The organism is Natranaerobius thermophilus JW/NM-WN-LF, assembly GCF_000020005.1.
In the GTDB taxonomy this organism is placed as follows: domain Bacteria; phylum Bacillota; class Natranaerobiia; order Natranaerobiales; family Natranaerobiaceae; genus Natranaerobius; species Natranaerobius thermophilus.
In genome coordinates, this window is sequence record NC_010718.1 from 1,293,304 (window position 1) to 1,308,002 (window position 14,699).

At 32.8% G+C, this 14,699-nt stretch carries 16 protein-coding genes and 1 tRNA gene; 14 read left to right on the forward strand and 3 right to left on the reverse strand.

The genetic code is table 11. The features are described 5' to 3' along the window. Positions 1-4 precede the first annotated feature (4 nt). The gene (locus tag NTHER_RS06180; RefSeq protein ID WP_012447677.1) at positions 5-1,555 is read right to left on the reverse strand and encodes a coenzyme F420-0:L-glutamate ligase; all 1,551 of its coding nucleotides are present in this window, start codon (positions 1,553-1,555) and stop codon (positions 5-7) included. 158 nt (positions 1,556-1,713) lie between these two features. On the opposite strand from NTHER_RS06180, the gene NTHER_RS06185 reads away from it, so the two are divergent. Beyond that, positions 1,714-2,415: a response regulator transcription factor gene (locus NTHER_RS06185; protein WP_012447678.1), complete on the forward strand. Its 702-nt coding sequence runs from the start codon at positions 1,714-1,716 to the stop codon at positions 2,413-2,415. Further along, positions 2,412-3,989, forward strand: a complete 1,578-nt coding sequence (locus NTHER_RS06190; protein WP_012447679.1) for a sensor histidine kinase — start codon at positions 2,412-2,414, stop codon at positions 3,987-3,989. The genes NTHER_RS06185 and NTHER_RS06190 overlap by 4 nt, the downstream gene beginning before the upstream one ends. A 72-nt stretch (positions 3,990-4,061) precedes the next feature. On the opposite strand, the gene NTHER_RS06195 is transcribed toward NTHER_RS06190, so the two are convergent. Together NTHER_RS06195 and NTHER_RS06200 are read right to left on the reverse strand one after the other, a co-directional pair. Then, positions 4,062-4,448: a secondary thiamine-phosphate synthase enzyme YjbQ gene (locus NTHER_RS06195; protein ID WP_012447680.1), complete on the reverse strand. Its 387-nt coding sequence runs from the start codon at positions 4,446-4,448 to the stop codon at positions 4,062-4,064. A gap of 46 nt (positions 4,449-4,494) precedes the next feature. Continuing rightward, complete coding sequence (locus NTHER_RS06200) at positions 4,495-5,208, reverse strand: radical SAM protein (protein WP_012447681.1); 714 nt, start codon at positions 5,206-5,208, stop codon at positions 4,495-4,497. 87 nt (positions 5,209-5,295) lie between these two features. Here NTHER_RS06200 and NTHER_RS06205 point away from each other — a divergent pair, with 87 nt between their 5' ends. From NTHER_RS06205 to NTHER_RS06260, 12 genes are all read left to right on the forward strand, one after another. Continuing rightward, positions 5,296-6,099, forward strand: a complete 804-nt coding sequence (locus tag NTHER_RS06205; RefSeq protein WP_012447682.1) for a tRNA (adenine-N1)-methyltransferase — start codon at positions 5,296-5,298, stop codon at positions 6,097-6,099. A 114-nt stretch (positions 6,100-6,213) separates the two neighbouring features. Beyond that, entirely contained in the window at positions 6,214-6,450 is a 237-nt protein-coding gene (locus tag NTHER_RS06210; protein WP_012447683.1) for a TatA/E family twin arginine-targeting protein translocase, read from the forward strand. A gap of 94 nt (positions 6,451-6,544) precedes the next feature. Further along, a complete protein-coding gene (gene tatC / locus NTHER_RS06215; protein ID WP_012447684.1) occupies positions 6,545-7,273 on the forward strand; it encodes a twin-arginine translocase subunit TatC in 729 nt (242 codons plus the stop codon). Positions 7,274-7,332: 59 nt separating this feature from the next. Then, positions 7,333-7,408: transfer RNA gene (locus tag NTHER_RS06220), tRNA-Val, on the forward strand. Positions 7,409-7,528: 120 nt separating this feature from the next. Then, positions 7,529-8,446, forward strand: coding sequence for a tyrosine-type recombinase/integrase (locus tag NTHER_RS06225; protein WP_012447685.1), 918 nt, complete (start codon positions 7,529-7,531; stop codon positions 8,444-8,446). A gap of 73 nt (positions 8,447-8,519) precedes the next feature. Further along, entirely contained in the window at positions 8,520-9,833 is a 1,314-nt protein-coding gene (locus tag NTHER_RS06230; protein WP_012447686.1) for a phage portal protein, read from the forward strand. Positions 9,834-10,625: 792 nt separating this feature from the next. Then, a complete protein-coding gene (locus tag NTHER_RS06235) occupies positions 10,626-10,970 on the forward strand; it encodes a hypothetical protein (protein ID WP_012447687.1) in 345 nt (114 codons plus the stop codon). Between the two features lie 5 nt (positions 10,971-10,975). Beyond that, positions 10,976-11,785 carry a hypothetical protein gene (locus NTHER_RS06240; RefSeq protein ID WP_012447688.1) on the forward strand — a complete coding sequence of 270 codons (810 nt, stop codon included), beginning with the start codon at positions 10,976-10,978 and terminating at the stop codon, positions 11,783-11,785. Between the two features lie 20 nt (positions 11,786-11,805). Further along, a complete protein-coding gene (locus tag NTHER_RS06245; RefSeq protein ID WP_012447689.1) occupies positions 11,806-12,165 on the forward strand; it encodes a hypothetical protein in 360 nt (119 codons plus the stop codon). 794 nt (positions 12,166-12,959) lie between these two features. Further along, complete coding sequence (locus NTHER_RS06250) at positions 12,960-13,364, forward strand: hypothetical protein (RefSeq protein ID WP_012447690.1); 405 nt, start codon at positions 12,960-12,962, stop codon at positions 13,362-13,364. Positions 13,365-13,379: 15 nt separating this feature from the next. Next, positions 13,380-14,123: a hypothetical protein gene (locus tag NTHER_RS06255; protein WP_012447691.1), complete on the forward strand. Its 744-nt coding sequence runs from the start codon at positions 13,380-13,382 to the stop codon at positions 14,121-14,123. Between the two features lie 114 nt (positions 14,124-14,237). Continuing rightward, a complete protein-coding gene (locus tag NTHER_RS06260) occupies positions 14,238-14,693 on the forward strand; it encodes a hypothetical protein (protein ID WP_012447692.1) in 456 nt (151 codons plus the stop codon). Positions 14,694-14,699: the final 6 nt, after the last annotated feature.

Genomic DNA, 14,699 nt, shown 5'->3' on the forward strand with positions numbered 1-14,699 from the left:
TTTATTATAGATGTTTAAAACCTCTGACTAAGACAATTGGTGTTCCGGCATCTGCAGAGCCCGTGATCAAATCTGCCATGGTACCCAATATACTTGTTACACTTCTGGGGGTAGTACCAAGATTTTCTGCAGTTTTATCACTATCGTCGGATAAAATATCTTTAATCTGATCTTTTGAATATCCCTGTCGGAACAAAGTGTCAACCTGTAGTTTTAGTTTTGAACCTTCTCTTAAAGAAGCACTTCGCAAATTATAACTGGCTCCAATTGCTGGATGAGGATCGGCCAGTTCGTAAATACCTGTATCCGGATCTTTATAAGCACCATCACCGAAAATCAAAACTTCAACATCTTTAGTTGTAATTTCTTTAATTTTATCTTTAATGTTATCGGCAGTTTTGTGAGGATTATCGGGAAGTAGTTTTAAAATTCCCTTATCCATATCTGATACGTTAGAACCAATCAATCCCCAGGGATTACTACCGATATCTTCAATTGTAATTATTGGAACTTTCGCTCCAAAAGAACTAAATAATTCCTTTAGTTTGTATCGTTCGTGTACTGCTCCAACGCATATACCATCTATAAAACCCATTTCGTAAACTTTTACAGGGTTATCTGTAAATATAATGGAAGCTTGAGCTCCGGCATCTTCAATTATTTCTGAATAAAGATGACGATAGTCATGCTTAGTGATAGGATGAGGGAAAGTATGATTTTCTATCTCATTGGTATAGATTACTTCTGGATCGTAATAACTATCCACCTGGTTTCCGTAATTAATAGTGGAAACTTTTGGATTATCACTATATAGATAGTCGTTGGCATCCACAATTGTGATACTATTATGTTCTAAGCTCACAGCTATACTTAGCGCAACTTCCGCTTCAGGCACATCCTTCTTTACTCCTATGGCTTTTTTTGCGGTTTTGGCTAAGTCCTCAAAAGTAACTTCGGCAACTGCAGTTTTCCCCTCAGGGGTTTTTAAAGTCAAATCAGCAATGCCTTTTCCGGTAATTTTACGAATGCTTTCAATTCCGTATCCTAATTCTTGTAGTTTTAAGGCAGCTAAAATTTCTCTTATTAAGACATTCAGCTGTGGAGTGCTTCCCCTTGTTTCTCTAAGACTTTGGAGTGTCTTTTTTAACCTGAGTCTGGTATATGCAAAATTCTCGTCAATAACTTGATTACCTACTTCATCAAAGGGAATAGGAAATTGAACAATAACTTTACCCCCACGAGTGGCTAAAGCTAGAGCCCTTAAAATCAATGAAAACCTGTTGCGGCTTGCAATAGGACTGATAACTCCTATAGTGCTTTGTTCTTTTAAATTTAGTTTTTCTCGAATTTCTTCGGCCAAACTTTCACAAGAAACATATTGGTTTTGAGATCTAGCCACAACTGCCTCTGTAACGCAAATTATATCATTATCTTCGGTAATATCTTTGACGGTATTGGCAGTTATTTCCGCGATATCATCGTGAGGGACAATTAGATCAGTTTTAAGACCAATAGCTGCAACTCCTGCACTGTCTGGAAGATTCAAACTGTTCATAGCACCACACTCCTTGTATAATATAACTTTCACACATCTTTTTATTATAACATTTTTAATGAAAATTTGCCTATTAGCAGGAAATTATTTATTAAGAGCAAAATATTAGATTAGACTTAGATAATGTTTAATTTTGAATTAAATTGGAGGTGGGTTTGATGCCTGATCAACAAGTACTAATAGTAGACGATGATAAAGATTTATGTAATATGGTTAAACTGACCCTGGAACACGAAGGGTTTTCTGTTGATATGGCTTATGATGGTAAGACAGGTTATGAATATGTTGAAAAATATAACTATAATACTGTGATTTTAGATATTATGCTACCGGAAATGGATGGCTGGGAAGTTTGCCATAAAATAAGAAATTCAATAAACAATAGTAAGGTACCAATCATAATGTTAACTGCCAAAGTAGAAGAAGATGATAAAATTATGGGACTAAAACTGGGAGCTGATGATTATGTTATAAAACCTTTCAGTCCACGTGAATTAGTAGCCCGGGTACGTGCTCTGATAAGAAGAGATCAGGATTTCAAGGATAAAGATAAAATTCTTGAAAAAGGCGATCTAACTGTAGATGCACACAGTTATAAAGTCTTTGTTAAAGATAATGAAGTTGATTTACCACCAAAAGAATTTGAATTATTATATTTACTCATTAAAAATCCCGAACGAGTATTTACCAGAGAAGAAATTCTGGAGAAAATTTGGGGATTTTCTTTTGCTGGTGGGACACGGACAGTAGATGAACATGTAAAACGAATTAGAAAAAAGCTAGAACCTGAAAGTGGTTTTGATAGTTTGATCCAGACGGTTTGGGGCGTTGGCTACAAATTTGAGGTGAAAAATGAATGATTAAAAAATTTAAGCCCAAGACCTTATTTTTAAAACTGATGCTGAGTTATTTGGTTGTCATACTAGTAACTTTGCTAGTATTAAGTGGCATTATGTCCTATTTAGTAGAAGAATATTTTTATGGTGCCAGAGAATGGGAAGTGAATACTCAAGCCCGTGAAGTTGCTAGTATGTTACAAGAGCCTATCCAAAATAGTGAATTACAGGATATTATGCAAAAAGCTCAAACTCTTTCACGTTCATTTGAAGCAGAAATAGCAGTTTTTGACGAAAATGGAAGAAATATTACAATCGCAAATTACTATTCCGATGAAGATACCGGGACAGTAGAATTTGAAAATCATGAGCTTGACCATGTATTAGAAGGTAATTCCCTTACGAAAAAACTAGTCGGTCCACAAGCGGAGCGATTATTGATTGCCATACCAGTATATGAAAAAGAAGAAGAGAATGATGAAAAACAGAACACAGATGAAACTAGAGAGAGTGATAATGAAAGTGAAAGTAATCAGCAGGAAGATGATCAAAATGAAGAAGAACAAAAAGAAGTTATAGGTGTAGTAAGTTTAAATGTGCCTTTAGCAGGTATTGAGGACACTTTGGCTAATATTAGTCGGTTGACTTTAATTTCAGGAGGAATTGCAATTCTTGTAGCAAGTGCCTTTGCCCTGTCTCTTTCAAAGAATATTACTAGACCGTTGAGTTCAATCAATGAGTCTGCACAAGCCCTGGCTAAAGGTGAATTTACCCAGAAAATTGGTCGCGAGGTGCTTGAGGAAACCGATGATGAATTGGGTAAAGTTTCCCGCACTTTTCATTTAGCTGCCCAGGAAATTGAAAACAATATTGAAGAACAAAAAAGGTTAGCTGTTTTTAGAAAAAATTTAGTAGATAATGCATCCCACGAATTCCGGGCTCCCTTAAGTGCCATAAGGGGTTATAGCGAATTGATTATTGATGGTATTGTTCCTGAACAAGATCAAACCCACTATTTGAACCTAATATGGAAACATGCCGTTGAATTAAATGAAATGGTCGATACGTTATTAGACCTGTCGAGTTTAGAAACGGGTACTATAAACTTAAACAAAGAGAAGATGACAGCCAAGGAAGTTTTAATTGATGCCATGGATATGGTATTACCTGATGCTGAAAAGAAAAATCAAACTATAACCATAGATAAGAGTGAAAGTAAAACATTCTTTAAAGGAGACCCTCCGAGGGTAAAACAGATTATTGTTAATTTGTTAAAGAATGCTATCCAGTATACTTCTGAAAAAGGTACAATAAGGTTAAGGGCATTTGATACAGAACAATACGTTGCCTTGCAAGTGGTTGATAACGGCATTGGCATCCCAAAATCAGAGCTTGATAGTATTTTCCAAAGGTTTTACAAGGTAGATAAAGCAAGAAATCAAAATAAAAAAAGCGGAAGCTCTGGATTAGGTTTGGCTATTGTCAATGAATTAGTAAAAATTCATAACGGCAAAATAGAAGTGGATAGTGAAGAAGGAAAGGGCAGTACATTTACTGTTTATTTTCCGAGATCTTATAATGTTGATGGAACTGAATAATTGAGAAATAATAATAACCCACGGCTATAGTCGTGGGTTATTTATACTTAAAAATGTAAGATGTTAAAGAAGTTAATATAGGATTTTTACTTTCCTTCTGCGGGGACCATCAAATTCGCAAAAAATTATACCCTGCCACCTGCCTAAATCTAATGTGTTTTTCCTAATAGGTACCATGATATCAGGCCCTACTAGAGAAGATAAAAAATGAGCTGGACTATTACCTTCAAGATGTTGGTAAGAAATGTCTGGTATTATTTTTTGACAGGCGTTTTCTAGATCGAAGCAGACATCTGGATCTGCAGTCTCATTAACTGTAATAGCAGCTGTTGTATGTGGAATAAATAAATGAACTTTGTTATTACCCTGGGGAAGTTCCATTTGAGACAGTGCTTTTTTAACCTCCTCAGTAATATTAATAAACTCTATTTTCTTGGAAGTTGTTACTGTTATTTCCATTACATCACCTCCTATCCAAGTCACAATGTATTATTGTTGCAATGTATTAATTAAAGATTTCTACGGGCTTGGAAAATAGGTTTACTATTTCTTTAAGTTTATCATAGGGGATATTTTGAGCATCAGGTTCTGTTGTGGCACGACTCACTGTATTTAAATGAATTTTAGTTACATTTAAATCGTTAACAAAATTAGCCAATTTTTCTATCTCTTCATAAGAGTCATTGACTTCAGAGACAAGTAAAATTTCTAGATAGATTTTTCCTGTGTATTCTTGACAGAAAGTTTTGATACCATTTACTATAAGTGAGCTATTAATTTCTTCATGAGGACGATTTATGTCAGTGAAACTTTTTTCGGTTATAGCATCGATTGAAGGAACTACCAAGTCTGATTTTTGTAGATCATTTCTTACATCTTCACGGTATAATAAAGAGGAGTTAGTTAACACAGCTACAGCGTTGTCAGTTTGAGACTTTATTTCTGTAATAATTTTTCCTAACTCGGAGTGAAGAGTGGGTTCGCCCGACCCAGAAAAAGTGATATAATCTAGACGGGGGTGGTTGTTGGCTTGTGTGACGATTTCGTTAATGACTGTCTCGGTAGGACTATATTCACTTCTAGTAATTGTTAAAGTTTTTGTGGCGCAGGCTTCTTCACAATAGATACAATCAAAGCTACATATTCTATCAGGAGTTATATCTACTCCTAATGATAAACCCAGTCTTCTTGACTTAACGGGACCGTAAACAAAACTCATGTATTATTTCACCTCCTGGAATTATTATAATAAATTTTGATTGAAGTTAAAATATAAATCAAAGTTTTTATGTAAGGAGTGATAGAAATGTCCACAGGATTAGACAGTAAAAGAATGATAACAGATGGAAACAAATTCAAAAAGGTAGTTGATCTGAAAGCTGATAGTGTCCAATTACCAACGGGGATTCTAACAGGTGAAAAGTTGCGACAGTTATCTCCAGGTTCGGAATTTTATTTAAACGAAAAAAAATACTTTATATTTGAATGTACATTAGCTGATTTTCTTGAAAAAAAATTAGAGAGAAAGACTCAAATTATGTATCCTAAAGAAATCAGTTTTATGATTTATAAACTTGATATTTCACCAGGTGATAGTGTAGGCGAAGCGGGTACTGGTTCTGGTGCCATGACACTGTCCTTGTCTCGTACAGTAGGTCCCCAAGGGAGTGTATACACTTATGAAAGGAGATCAGACTTCAGTAAATTAGTAAATAAAAACTATTCTAGGGGAAGAAAATTTGATAATGTAACCTTTTACAATCAATCAATAGAAGAAGGAATTTTTGAAACCGACTTAGATGCGTTTGTACTAGATGTGAGAGAGCCCTGGGAAGTACTAGACAAAATAAGTCATTCTTTAAAACCTTCGGGAAATTTAGGTGTATTAGTACCCACATATAATCAGATTAGTGCTACGCTTCCAGAATTAAAAGATAATAGTTTCTTTGTAACAGACATTGTTGAATTGTTATTGAGAAGATATAAACATAACCCAGAACGTATGCGACCTGAAGATACAATGATAGGGCATACAGGTTATTTGATAATTGCCAAAAAATTAACAGGTGAAACTAAAAGTTTAGAAGAAATTTCTGAATGTGAGGAATGATTCTCTCTTTTATTGTGTTTTGGCTTGTAATGTAATATAATAACATAAAAGACATAATAAGAATTGTATCAGGGATTGTTAATCTAATAACAAAAGTGTGGGAGGAGGTAAAAAATGTTTGGTAGAATTGGGCTTCCTGAAATTTTGTTGATTCTGGCTATTGCATTAATTATTTTTGGACCTAAAAAATTACCTGAACTAGGGAAAGCTTTGGGCAGTAGTTTGAGAGAGTTTAAGAGTGCCACTAAGGAATTAAGAGAAGAAGTTAACGAAGTAGAAGAGGAAGTTAAAGAAAATAAATCAAGTGATGTAAAAGAAAACGAAGATAACAAAACTGAAAAATCAACCTAATTGACTACCTTATATTTATTAGAGATAACACTTTAAACACTGATCAGTTATACTCTATTATATGCACTTTTTGACTAGAAGTGGGTGAAGGCCAATGTCAGAACAACGTGATAAAATGAGTTTCACAGATCATCTCGGTGAATTAAGACAGAGGTTAATCTGGATAGTACTAGCGTTTTTAATTGCCACAGGAATTGCCTTTTATTTTTCAGAGACATTGTTGGACATAATCACTGTGCCAGCAGACAATTTGCATTATATTTCACCTGCAGAAGCCTTTCTTAGTCAACTGAAGCTGGCTATTATTGCAGGTCTAGTGTTCAGTTTACCAGTAACACTTTATCAACTAATCGCTTTTGTATTACCTGCTTTGGAGCCTGGAGAAAAAAAGTATTTATTTATATTCTTGCCTTTAGCTTTGATATTATTTGTTTTGGGAGTATTGTTTGCATATTTTGTAATATTACCTTTAGCTTATAGATTTTTTATTAATTTTGCCCGGGAAGATTTACTTCCAATGATCACGGTGAGAAGTTATGTCTCTTTTGCTTTAGGTTTATTGTTACCCTTTGGCTTGGTGTTTCAATTGCCACTCATTGTAACAATTTTATCAAATTTAGAATTAATAACTCCTGAATTTTTACGAACAAATAGAAAAATAGCAGTGTTGATCACTTTTGTAATTGGTTCTTTTTTAACACCCCCTGATTTAATATCACAGGGGTTACTTGCTGGTCCTTTGATTATCTTATATGAATCAAGTATTATGGTATCTAAGTTTATTTATAGGCGAAAGAACAAACATACTGGACAAGCAGCTTAATTTTTAAAAAGGAAACCTTGACAAAATTAAATACATGAAGTAAACTATATATTGGTAGCGGGCGGATAGCTCAGCTGGGAGAGCACCTGCCTTACAAGCAGGGGGTCACAGGTTCGAGCCCTGTTCCGCCCACCAGTACGATTACTACAAGGTTTAAGACAATTAGCGAATAAAGTAGTCAATCTTTAACCCGATTCAAACTATAAAAACCACTTTCTTTTAGTCCAAATAATGGACAAAAGGAGAGTGGTTTTTTTGTTGTTGAAGTTTGCTATCCAAGATTTTATTGAGGACAGGGAGTTTAAGAACCTTACTCAAAAAACAATTTCAGGTTACAGTGCTACACTAAAAGAGTTTCAAGAATTTATTTCAGAACAGGAAGTTGTTAATGCAAATGATGTAACTCAATCTCACATTAAATCTTATCTACTTCACTGTAAAAAGAATAAAAACAATAATCCAACTTCTATTAATCACAAACTTCATAATCTCAAAATTTTCTTTAACTACCTACAAGACATTGAAGTAATAAGTGAAAAGCAAAATCCAGCTAAAAAAATTAACTATGTTAAAGAGGATATTAAAATTGAGGTTTTTAATGATTATCAGATAAAGCAGATGCTAGACTACTACAGAAGAATAAAGCGAAGGGAGAAAGGATTTTACGCTTATAGAAATTACACCATTATAGTTTTCCTTTTAGGTACTGGTAGTAGATTAGGTGAATTAATCAATTTGCGTTGGGATGATATTGATTTTATTAACAACACTATTGTCTTTTATGGCAAAAAGCGGGAATATTCATCAATTCCAATGACGGAAAAATTAAAGAAAGAATTAATGGAATACAAAACTTATTGTGAACAGACTTTTGAAAGTTTATCTGAATATGTGTTTACTAATAGAAAAAATGAAAAGCTCACTGATAATGCAGTAAAATGTATTTTTAAAAGATTAAAGAAGGTCATGAATTTTAAAAATGTAAGAGTATCTTGCCATACCTTCAGACACACCTTTGCAGTAAACATGATAAAAAACAACTGTGATATATTCACTCTTCAAAAGATGTTAAGACATAAAGATTTATCTATGTGTAGAAGGTATGTAAACTTTGGTACTGCTCTAAAGGAACAGAATGATAAGTTTAATCCGCTTAATGAAATTGATGTTTAGAATCAGAAAATAGATATTTATTTTTAACCTGCCTTTTATGGGCAGGTTTTTTATTTAGAAGGAGGTATTGAACTTGACTACTTTACAAGATTACATTGAAGAAAATTATAATGATAGAGAAACTTTCTTTAAAGAAGAAGTTAACAGAATGGATAATGTGAAAAGGGTTAATGAGATAATTGATATAAAGGAATTTCTTGAAGGTAAGAATCATTCAATATTGAACAGTCAAACAGAAGAATATAAAGGCAAAACTTATTATCCTGCTACTATAGTTTTGAATTATGCTAAAACAATCTGTAATTTTCAGACTAATTTTCTATTAAAGAATCCAGTTAGTTTAACTTGTAGTAATGAGGGCTTGTTGAATAGGGTGAAAGAGGTTTATGATATTGGGAATTATGACAGGATAGATTTTGATATACTTGACAAAGTTGTTAAATACGGAAACGCTTATGAATACCCGTATATTTCAGAAGATGGATACATTTACAGTAAAATCATTCCCCCAGAAGATGGCTATCCTATCTTTTCAGAGTTTGGTAATGAATATATAGGATTTATTGAAAGTTATACAGTTGATAATGTAACATTCTGGGTTGTTTTTACAGAGGATAAAGTAGAAGAGTATAGCAACAAAGGTGGTAAGATACACAAAATAGGGGAGTATGAAAATGTTTCAGGATTGCCTTGTATCTACAAAAGTGATAATGAATTAGATGAAAACTTTGGCAGATCAGATGTGTTACGGTTTGGTGAAATCATTGAAGAAATGGAAAGATTGATTTCAAGGTCTTGCGATGGTTTATATAAATACATGGATGGGCTGCCTATTATGTCAGGTCAGCAATTAGAGGGAGAAGAAGGGGTTAATCCTAAAATAGCAGGAGAAGGATTAAACCTTGAAGATGGAGCAGAATTTTACTTTGCCAATAATGAAATAAACGAGAGAGCATTTAAGGAAATTTATAATACACTTAAACAGGCGTTACTGGATATTTCCCAAACTCCTGCAGTTGCCTTTAACCAAACTGATATTTCTAACCTTTCAGAAGTTAGTATTAGAATGATGTACACATTAGCTAGTATGAAAGGTTCACTAAATGAAAAGTTTATGAGAGAAGGGTTTGAACAGAGGTTTGATAGGTTTAAGCGGTTGTTGGATTATAAAGGAGAGAATTATGAAGGGTGGGAGACATTAGACGCTGTGTTTCATCCTGCACTTCCAAGAAATGATAATGAAGTTATTGATAACTTACAGAAGTTAGATGATATGGGAGCAATTAGTCTGGATACGTTGTTAGACAAGAATCCATACGTTAACGATAAAAACTTTGAAAAGAAAAGATTAGAAGAAAGCAATGATAATGGGAATAGTGAAGAATAGCAAAATAAGAGTTTTTGGTATATGTTAAGAAAACATAACATTACTTCAAATATGCTTTGAATACTGTCATTAAAGGAAAGTTACCAAAAAGATAATAAGTGGGAGATTTTCGCCTGTTAAGGAATAATACTTGACAAAAAACAACACTTTAATTGTATAAAATAATAACACAATTTTAAAAACTACAGGATTTTACTGAAATTATTAACATAACGTAACTTATAGGACGTTTAACAGATTAATGAGTTAAAACAATCCTTTGATGGCAAGGTTTATGAGACTTGAACATCTTAATAAAATTTTCATTTTATCCAGTTTTGGAAGTGATTGATAATATTCCTTATCAGTCATTCCTGAAAAACGGCAATAATTTTCCTAAAAAATGGAAAAATCTTGGATACCCCTCGAACAGGCGTTCGCCTCCTACAGACTGACTTTTTTTCGCAGGAAAAAATTTTATGCAAACCTCACCGCCCTGTTTCGGGGCGGTATTCTAAACATTCAAGATGAATGTTTTTCCCACTATCCTGTTTGGGGAGTAGATTTAACCGACACCCTGTTTCGGGGTAGTGTTTCCCGACAGTGAGAAAGGGACATCTTGTCACTTTCTAATTATTCATTTTGAACATTTAGAATTGGACATTGTGTCCATTTCTAAATCTTGAAATCCAAGTTTTCTTCAAGTAAGTTGTGTTTTACAACTTTCTAAATTTAATGGTGAAATTTTTTCACTATTTTAGAAACCGACATTTTGTCGGATTCTCAAACCTCCCACTAGAAAGGAGTTTTAGCATGACTAACCTAGAACGCTTAAAAATGGAAATTAAAGATATAGAAGTCCACGAACAAGAACTTAAAGTCTATTTAGAAGAAAATCAGCTTAAACCCGATGAAGAATACAAAACAGATTCCCCAATTAATAAACGCAGAATTTACCAAACAGCTTTATCAATCCTTGAATCCTTAGCAAACTCACCTACAACAATGAAAAGATACACTCACGAAGATATGACAGTCTCACAGTTTGCTGAAAACCTACAAAACAGAATTGACCAGCTAGAACGGACTATAAGACAGCTATCAGTTTCAGACAGTCACAACAAGAAGAGTAGTACCTTCATGTTGTTTAAGGAGTGATTATTTTGATTGAGAATGATTTCAAGTTTCTACTTAATCAGATAGGCAAACCTGTAAAGATAGATGATGGAGAAAAGACCACAAGAACTAAAGCAATCATCTCAACACATCAAAACAATTTTTACAAAAGAATAATATCAACACTCTATCCTATAGAATCGGGTAATATAATCGAATTTGACAATCAAAAGTTTATGATAACTGAACCTACCTATCCAAAGGTGGATTTTAAATACAAAGCAGTTATTGAACCTATGTTTTATCAAATTGCTATATTTGACCATGATACAGATTTATTCTTCTTTACAGATGCAATTATTAAATCTTTTGATATGGGCATGGAAGATACAGACCAATTCATTGTACCAACAGATGAATTTAAGGTTATCCTACAAAGAAATGATGCAACAGATCTGATTGTTGAAAATGACTATTTCTATTTATTTGATTTTAAATGGGTAGTTATGGGAATTGATAAAACTACCCCAGGGGTTATCAAATTAACAGTTGAACAAGATGAAAAGCAAGACGTTAAACTACCTTCCGAAGATGATACTTATATCTTAATATCGGGAGAAACAAGCGTACACGAAGATTCTACATATCAATATCAAGCCATAGCATATCAAGGGGTGGAAGAACTTGATAAGGAAATTAAATTTTCTATTGCTAATGATGTTGATAGTGAAATTACAGAAGATGGTGAGCTTACAGTTAAGGATACTGTTGGTACAACTATTGAAATTAAAGCAGAACTAGAAAAAGATTCGGATATTTATAGGATTTTAGAAGTTTCGGTTGCTGATTTATGGTAATTAATTAGGAGGAAGATATTATGAAAGAAAACAGAGAAAAGGAGCTGAAGGGCGAAATTGATAACCTAAAAGAAATAACACAAGCAATTCAAGAATGGAAAAGTGCAGATGAACAAAAAACAGAAAATGTGATGGACACATTAACTAGTTTATCCAATGAAATGGCAGAATTAAGGAAAGATGTGAATGAAGTGAAAATTAATCTTCCTACATACTATGTTACAAAAGAGCAACACTCACAAGATAAGCAAGAGTTAACTCAACAGATTAGACAAGTAGAGTATAACTATAAAAAGGATATGTGGAAGTTAGCAGGTTTGTTTTTAACTGGTGCAGGGATTATGTTTGCTTTAATTCAGCTTTTTGTTACTTCAATTTGAAGTTTGGCAGGGGATGGATTTTTTCCATATTGTAAACAATGCAATAAATAGTTGTTGGAAAATCACTTCATTTTAATCCAAAAAATTTGTTATTATTAGTGAGGGATAATTTTCGTAAGAAATCACTTTATTTTACCCTAAAAATTTTGTTATTATTAGTGAAGCCAAGTGTAGTAAGTGTGGCGAGGTTAAGTTAGCAAAAGATAAATATTTTAGTAAAAATAAATCTAGTCCAGATGGTTTAAATACCATTTGCAAAAAATGTAGATAATTTTGTGCAAAATCACTTCATTTTAACCTAAAAAATTTGTTATTATTAGTGAAGCCAAGTGTAGTAAGTGTGGTGAAGTTAAGTTAGCTAAAGATAAATATTTTAGAAAAGATTCTAAAGGGAAATATGGATTAAAAGGAATTTGTAAAAAATGTGATTAATATTCGACAAAATCACTTGTATTTAATCCAAAAAATTTGTTATTACTAGTGAGGGATAATTTTCGTGGAAATCACTTCATTTTAACCCAAAAAATTTGTTATTATATATGAAGGGGAGAACAATTACGTCAAAATTACTTTATTTTAACTCTAAAATTTTGTTATTATATATGAAGCAAGGTGAGAAAAATCACTTCATTTTAACCCAAAAAATTTGTTATTATATATGAAGGAGTTTTTTATTCATACTTAAAACTTACTTTGGCTAATTCAACAGGTTGTTTTTTATCTTTAAAGAGAGCTACATTTCCGTAGCTCTCTTTTCTTTTGCTTTTTTATTCTAATTTTATAGGAGTGATAACATGAGTGATTATTTAAAAATAAAATTTGCTGAAACAGATGAAGAAGTCTCCCAAGAGGGAGAATTTGATAATGCAATTATATTTAAGTTAAAAGCAGACGAAGAAGAAAAGGATTCTGAAAGATTGTATATTGAAGCTGATGAAGATTATCACTTGGAAGATGTTGTTATCAAGATTGAAGGAGATACAGCAGAAAAGTGGGCATTAGCACCTGATGATGATGGTGAAGAAGGTGAATATAAAGATTGGGGCGAGAGTTTAGATTTAGGAGATATTGATGCTGAAGATACAAAACACTTTTGGGTAAAGGCAAAAGCGGAAGAAAATGAAGATTTGGGGCAATATGATGATGTTCTTATTACTGTTGAAGGTCTTGCAGAAGAAACAGGCGGGGATTTGTGGTAGTTAGGAGTGATTTAGATGCCCGAAGAATTTGCAGTTGATTTACAGACTGAAAGAATATTAACAGATGATGATACAGACTTTTTTAGCATTAATTTTCAGACAGGAAGGGAATTATCAAACCCTGAAGAATTTACAGTTTCACTTCAAAGCGGTAGTGAATTAGTTGGAAAAGTAAAATCAAAATTACAGACTGGTAGAGAACTGTTTAGTGATTTTAAAGTTAAATTACAAACTGAAAGATTGGTTGATAGTTTAGGAACAGAATCTTTTTCAGTAGGATTGCAAGCTGCTAGGAATATTTACGGTACTGTGATTAAAAAACTTCAAACTTTAAGAAATATGGAAGATGAAACACTAAAACATGAAGTTTTTGAAACTGCTATGTTACCTCTTGATTATCAAGCTAGTTATATTGACTTTCAAAATAGGAAGTGGTTTAGCATGATGTATAGTGATGAAATGATTGAGTTTTATAAAGGTGAAAAGAGAAATTTAGGGTTGGAAGTTGAGAGAACAATATACAAATATACAGGTTTTGAGATTGATTCTGTTGATGTTGAGATTAGGAAACTAGATAACGACCATACCCTAGTTGATGAGGGCGAAGGTAAGATTGATGGAAATAAAGTTTGGTATCTAGTGGATACGACCAAAGAAGATTTTGAGACAGATCAGAGTTATTATATTTATTTTAAAATCAATATTGATAATTCTGATAAGGTAATTATTGATAGACTTGAATTTGAAATTATTGAATAGTTAGCTGACACAAACTTTATTTGTATTGGTCAAATAAAACTGAGGACTGTGAGTGTTTAGGACTTCTTTTTGAAGGACTAACACAAAACAGGACTCAAAAGGAGGATTCTAAACATGAAATTTGAATGGACAGATGATTTAAAACAACAGTTTGATGAAGAACAGCAAAAAACAGTTGAAAAATTGGTACAATCTCACGAAGATAAAATTAGAACAGAATACAGTCAAAAATTAAATGATATGGAGAGTAAAATACAGGAACTAGAACAATACAAGCCAGAAGAAAAATCAGAAGAACAGAAAAAGATTGAAGAAAAGGAAAATGAGTTATGGCAGAAACAGGTTGATTTAACACTTAAAGAAAATGGCTTAGATGGTTTTGAGGGTTTAATAACTGCTAAAGATGAAGAAGATTTGAATAACAAGGTAGAACAGTTAAATAACGTCTTAAAGAAAAAGAAGGTTAATAATAGTTATGTTCCTAGAGAACATGGTTCAACAGATAAGTACTCACAAGCTAAACAAGAAGGTAATCCAAAAGAGATGATAAAATCTTTAATCAACAAATAAAGCATA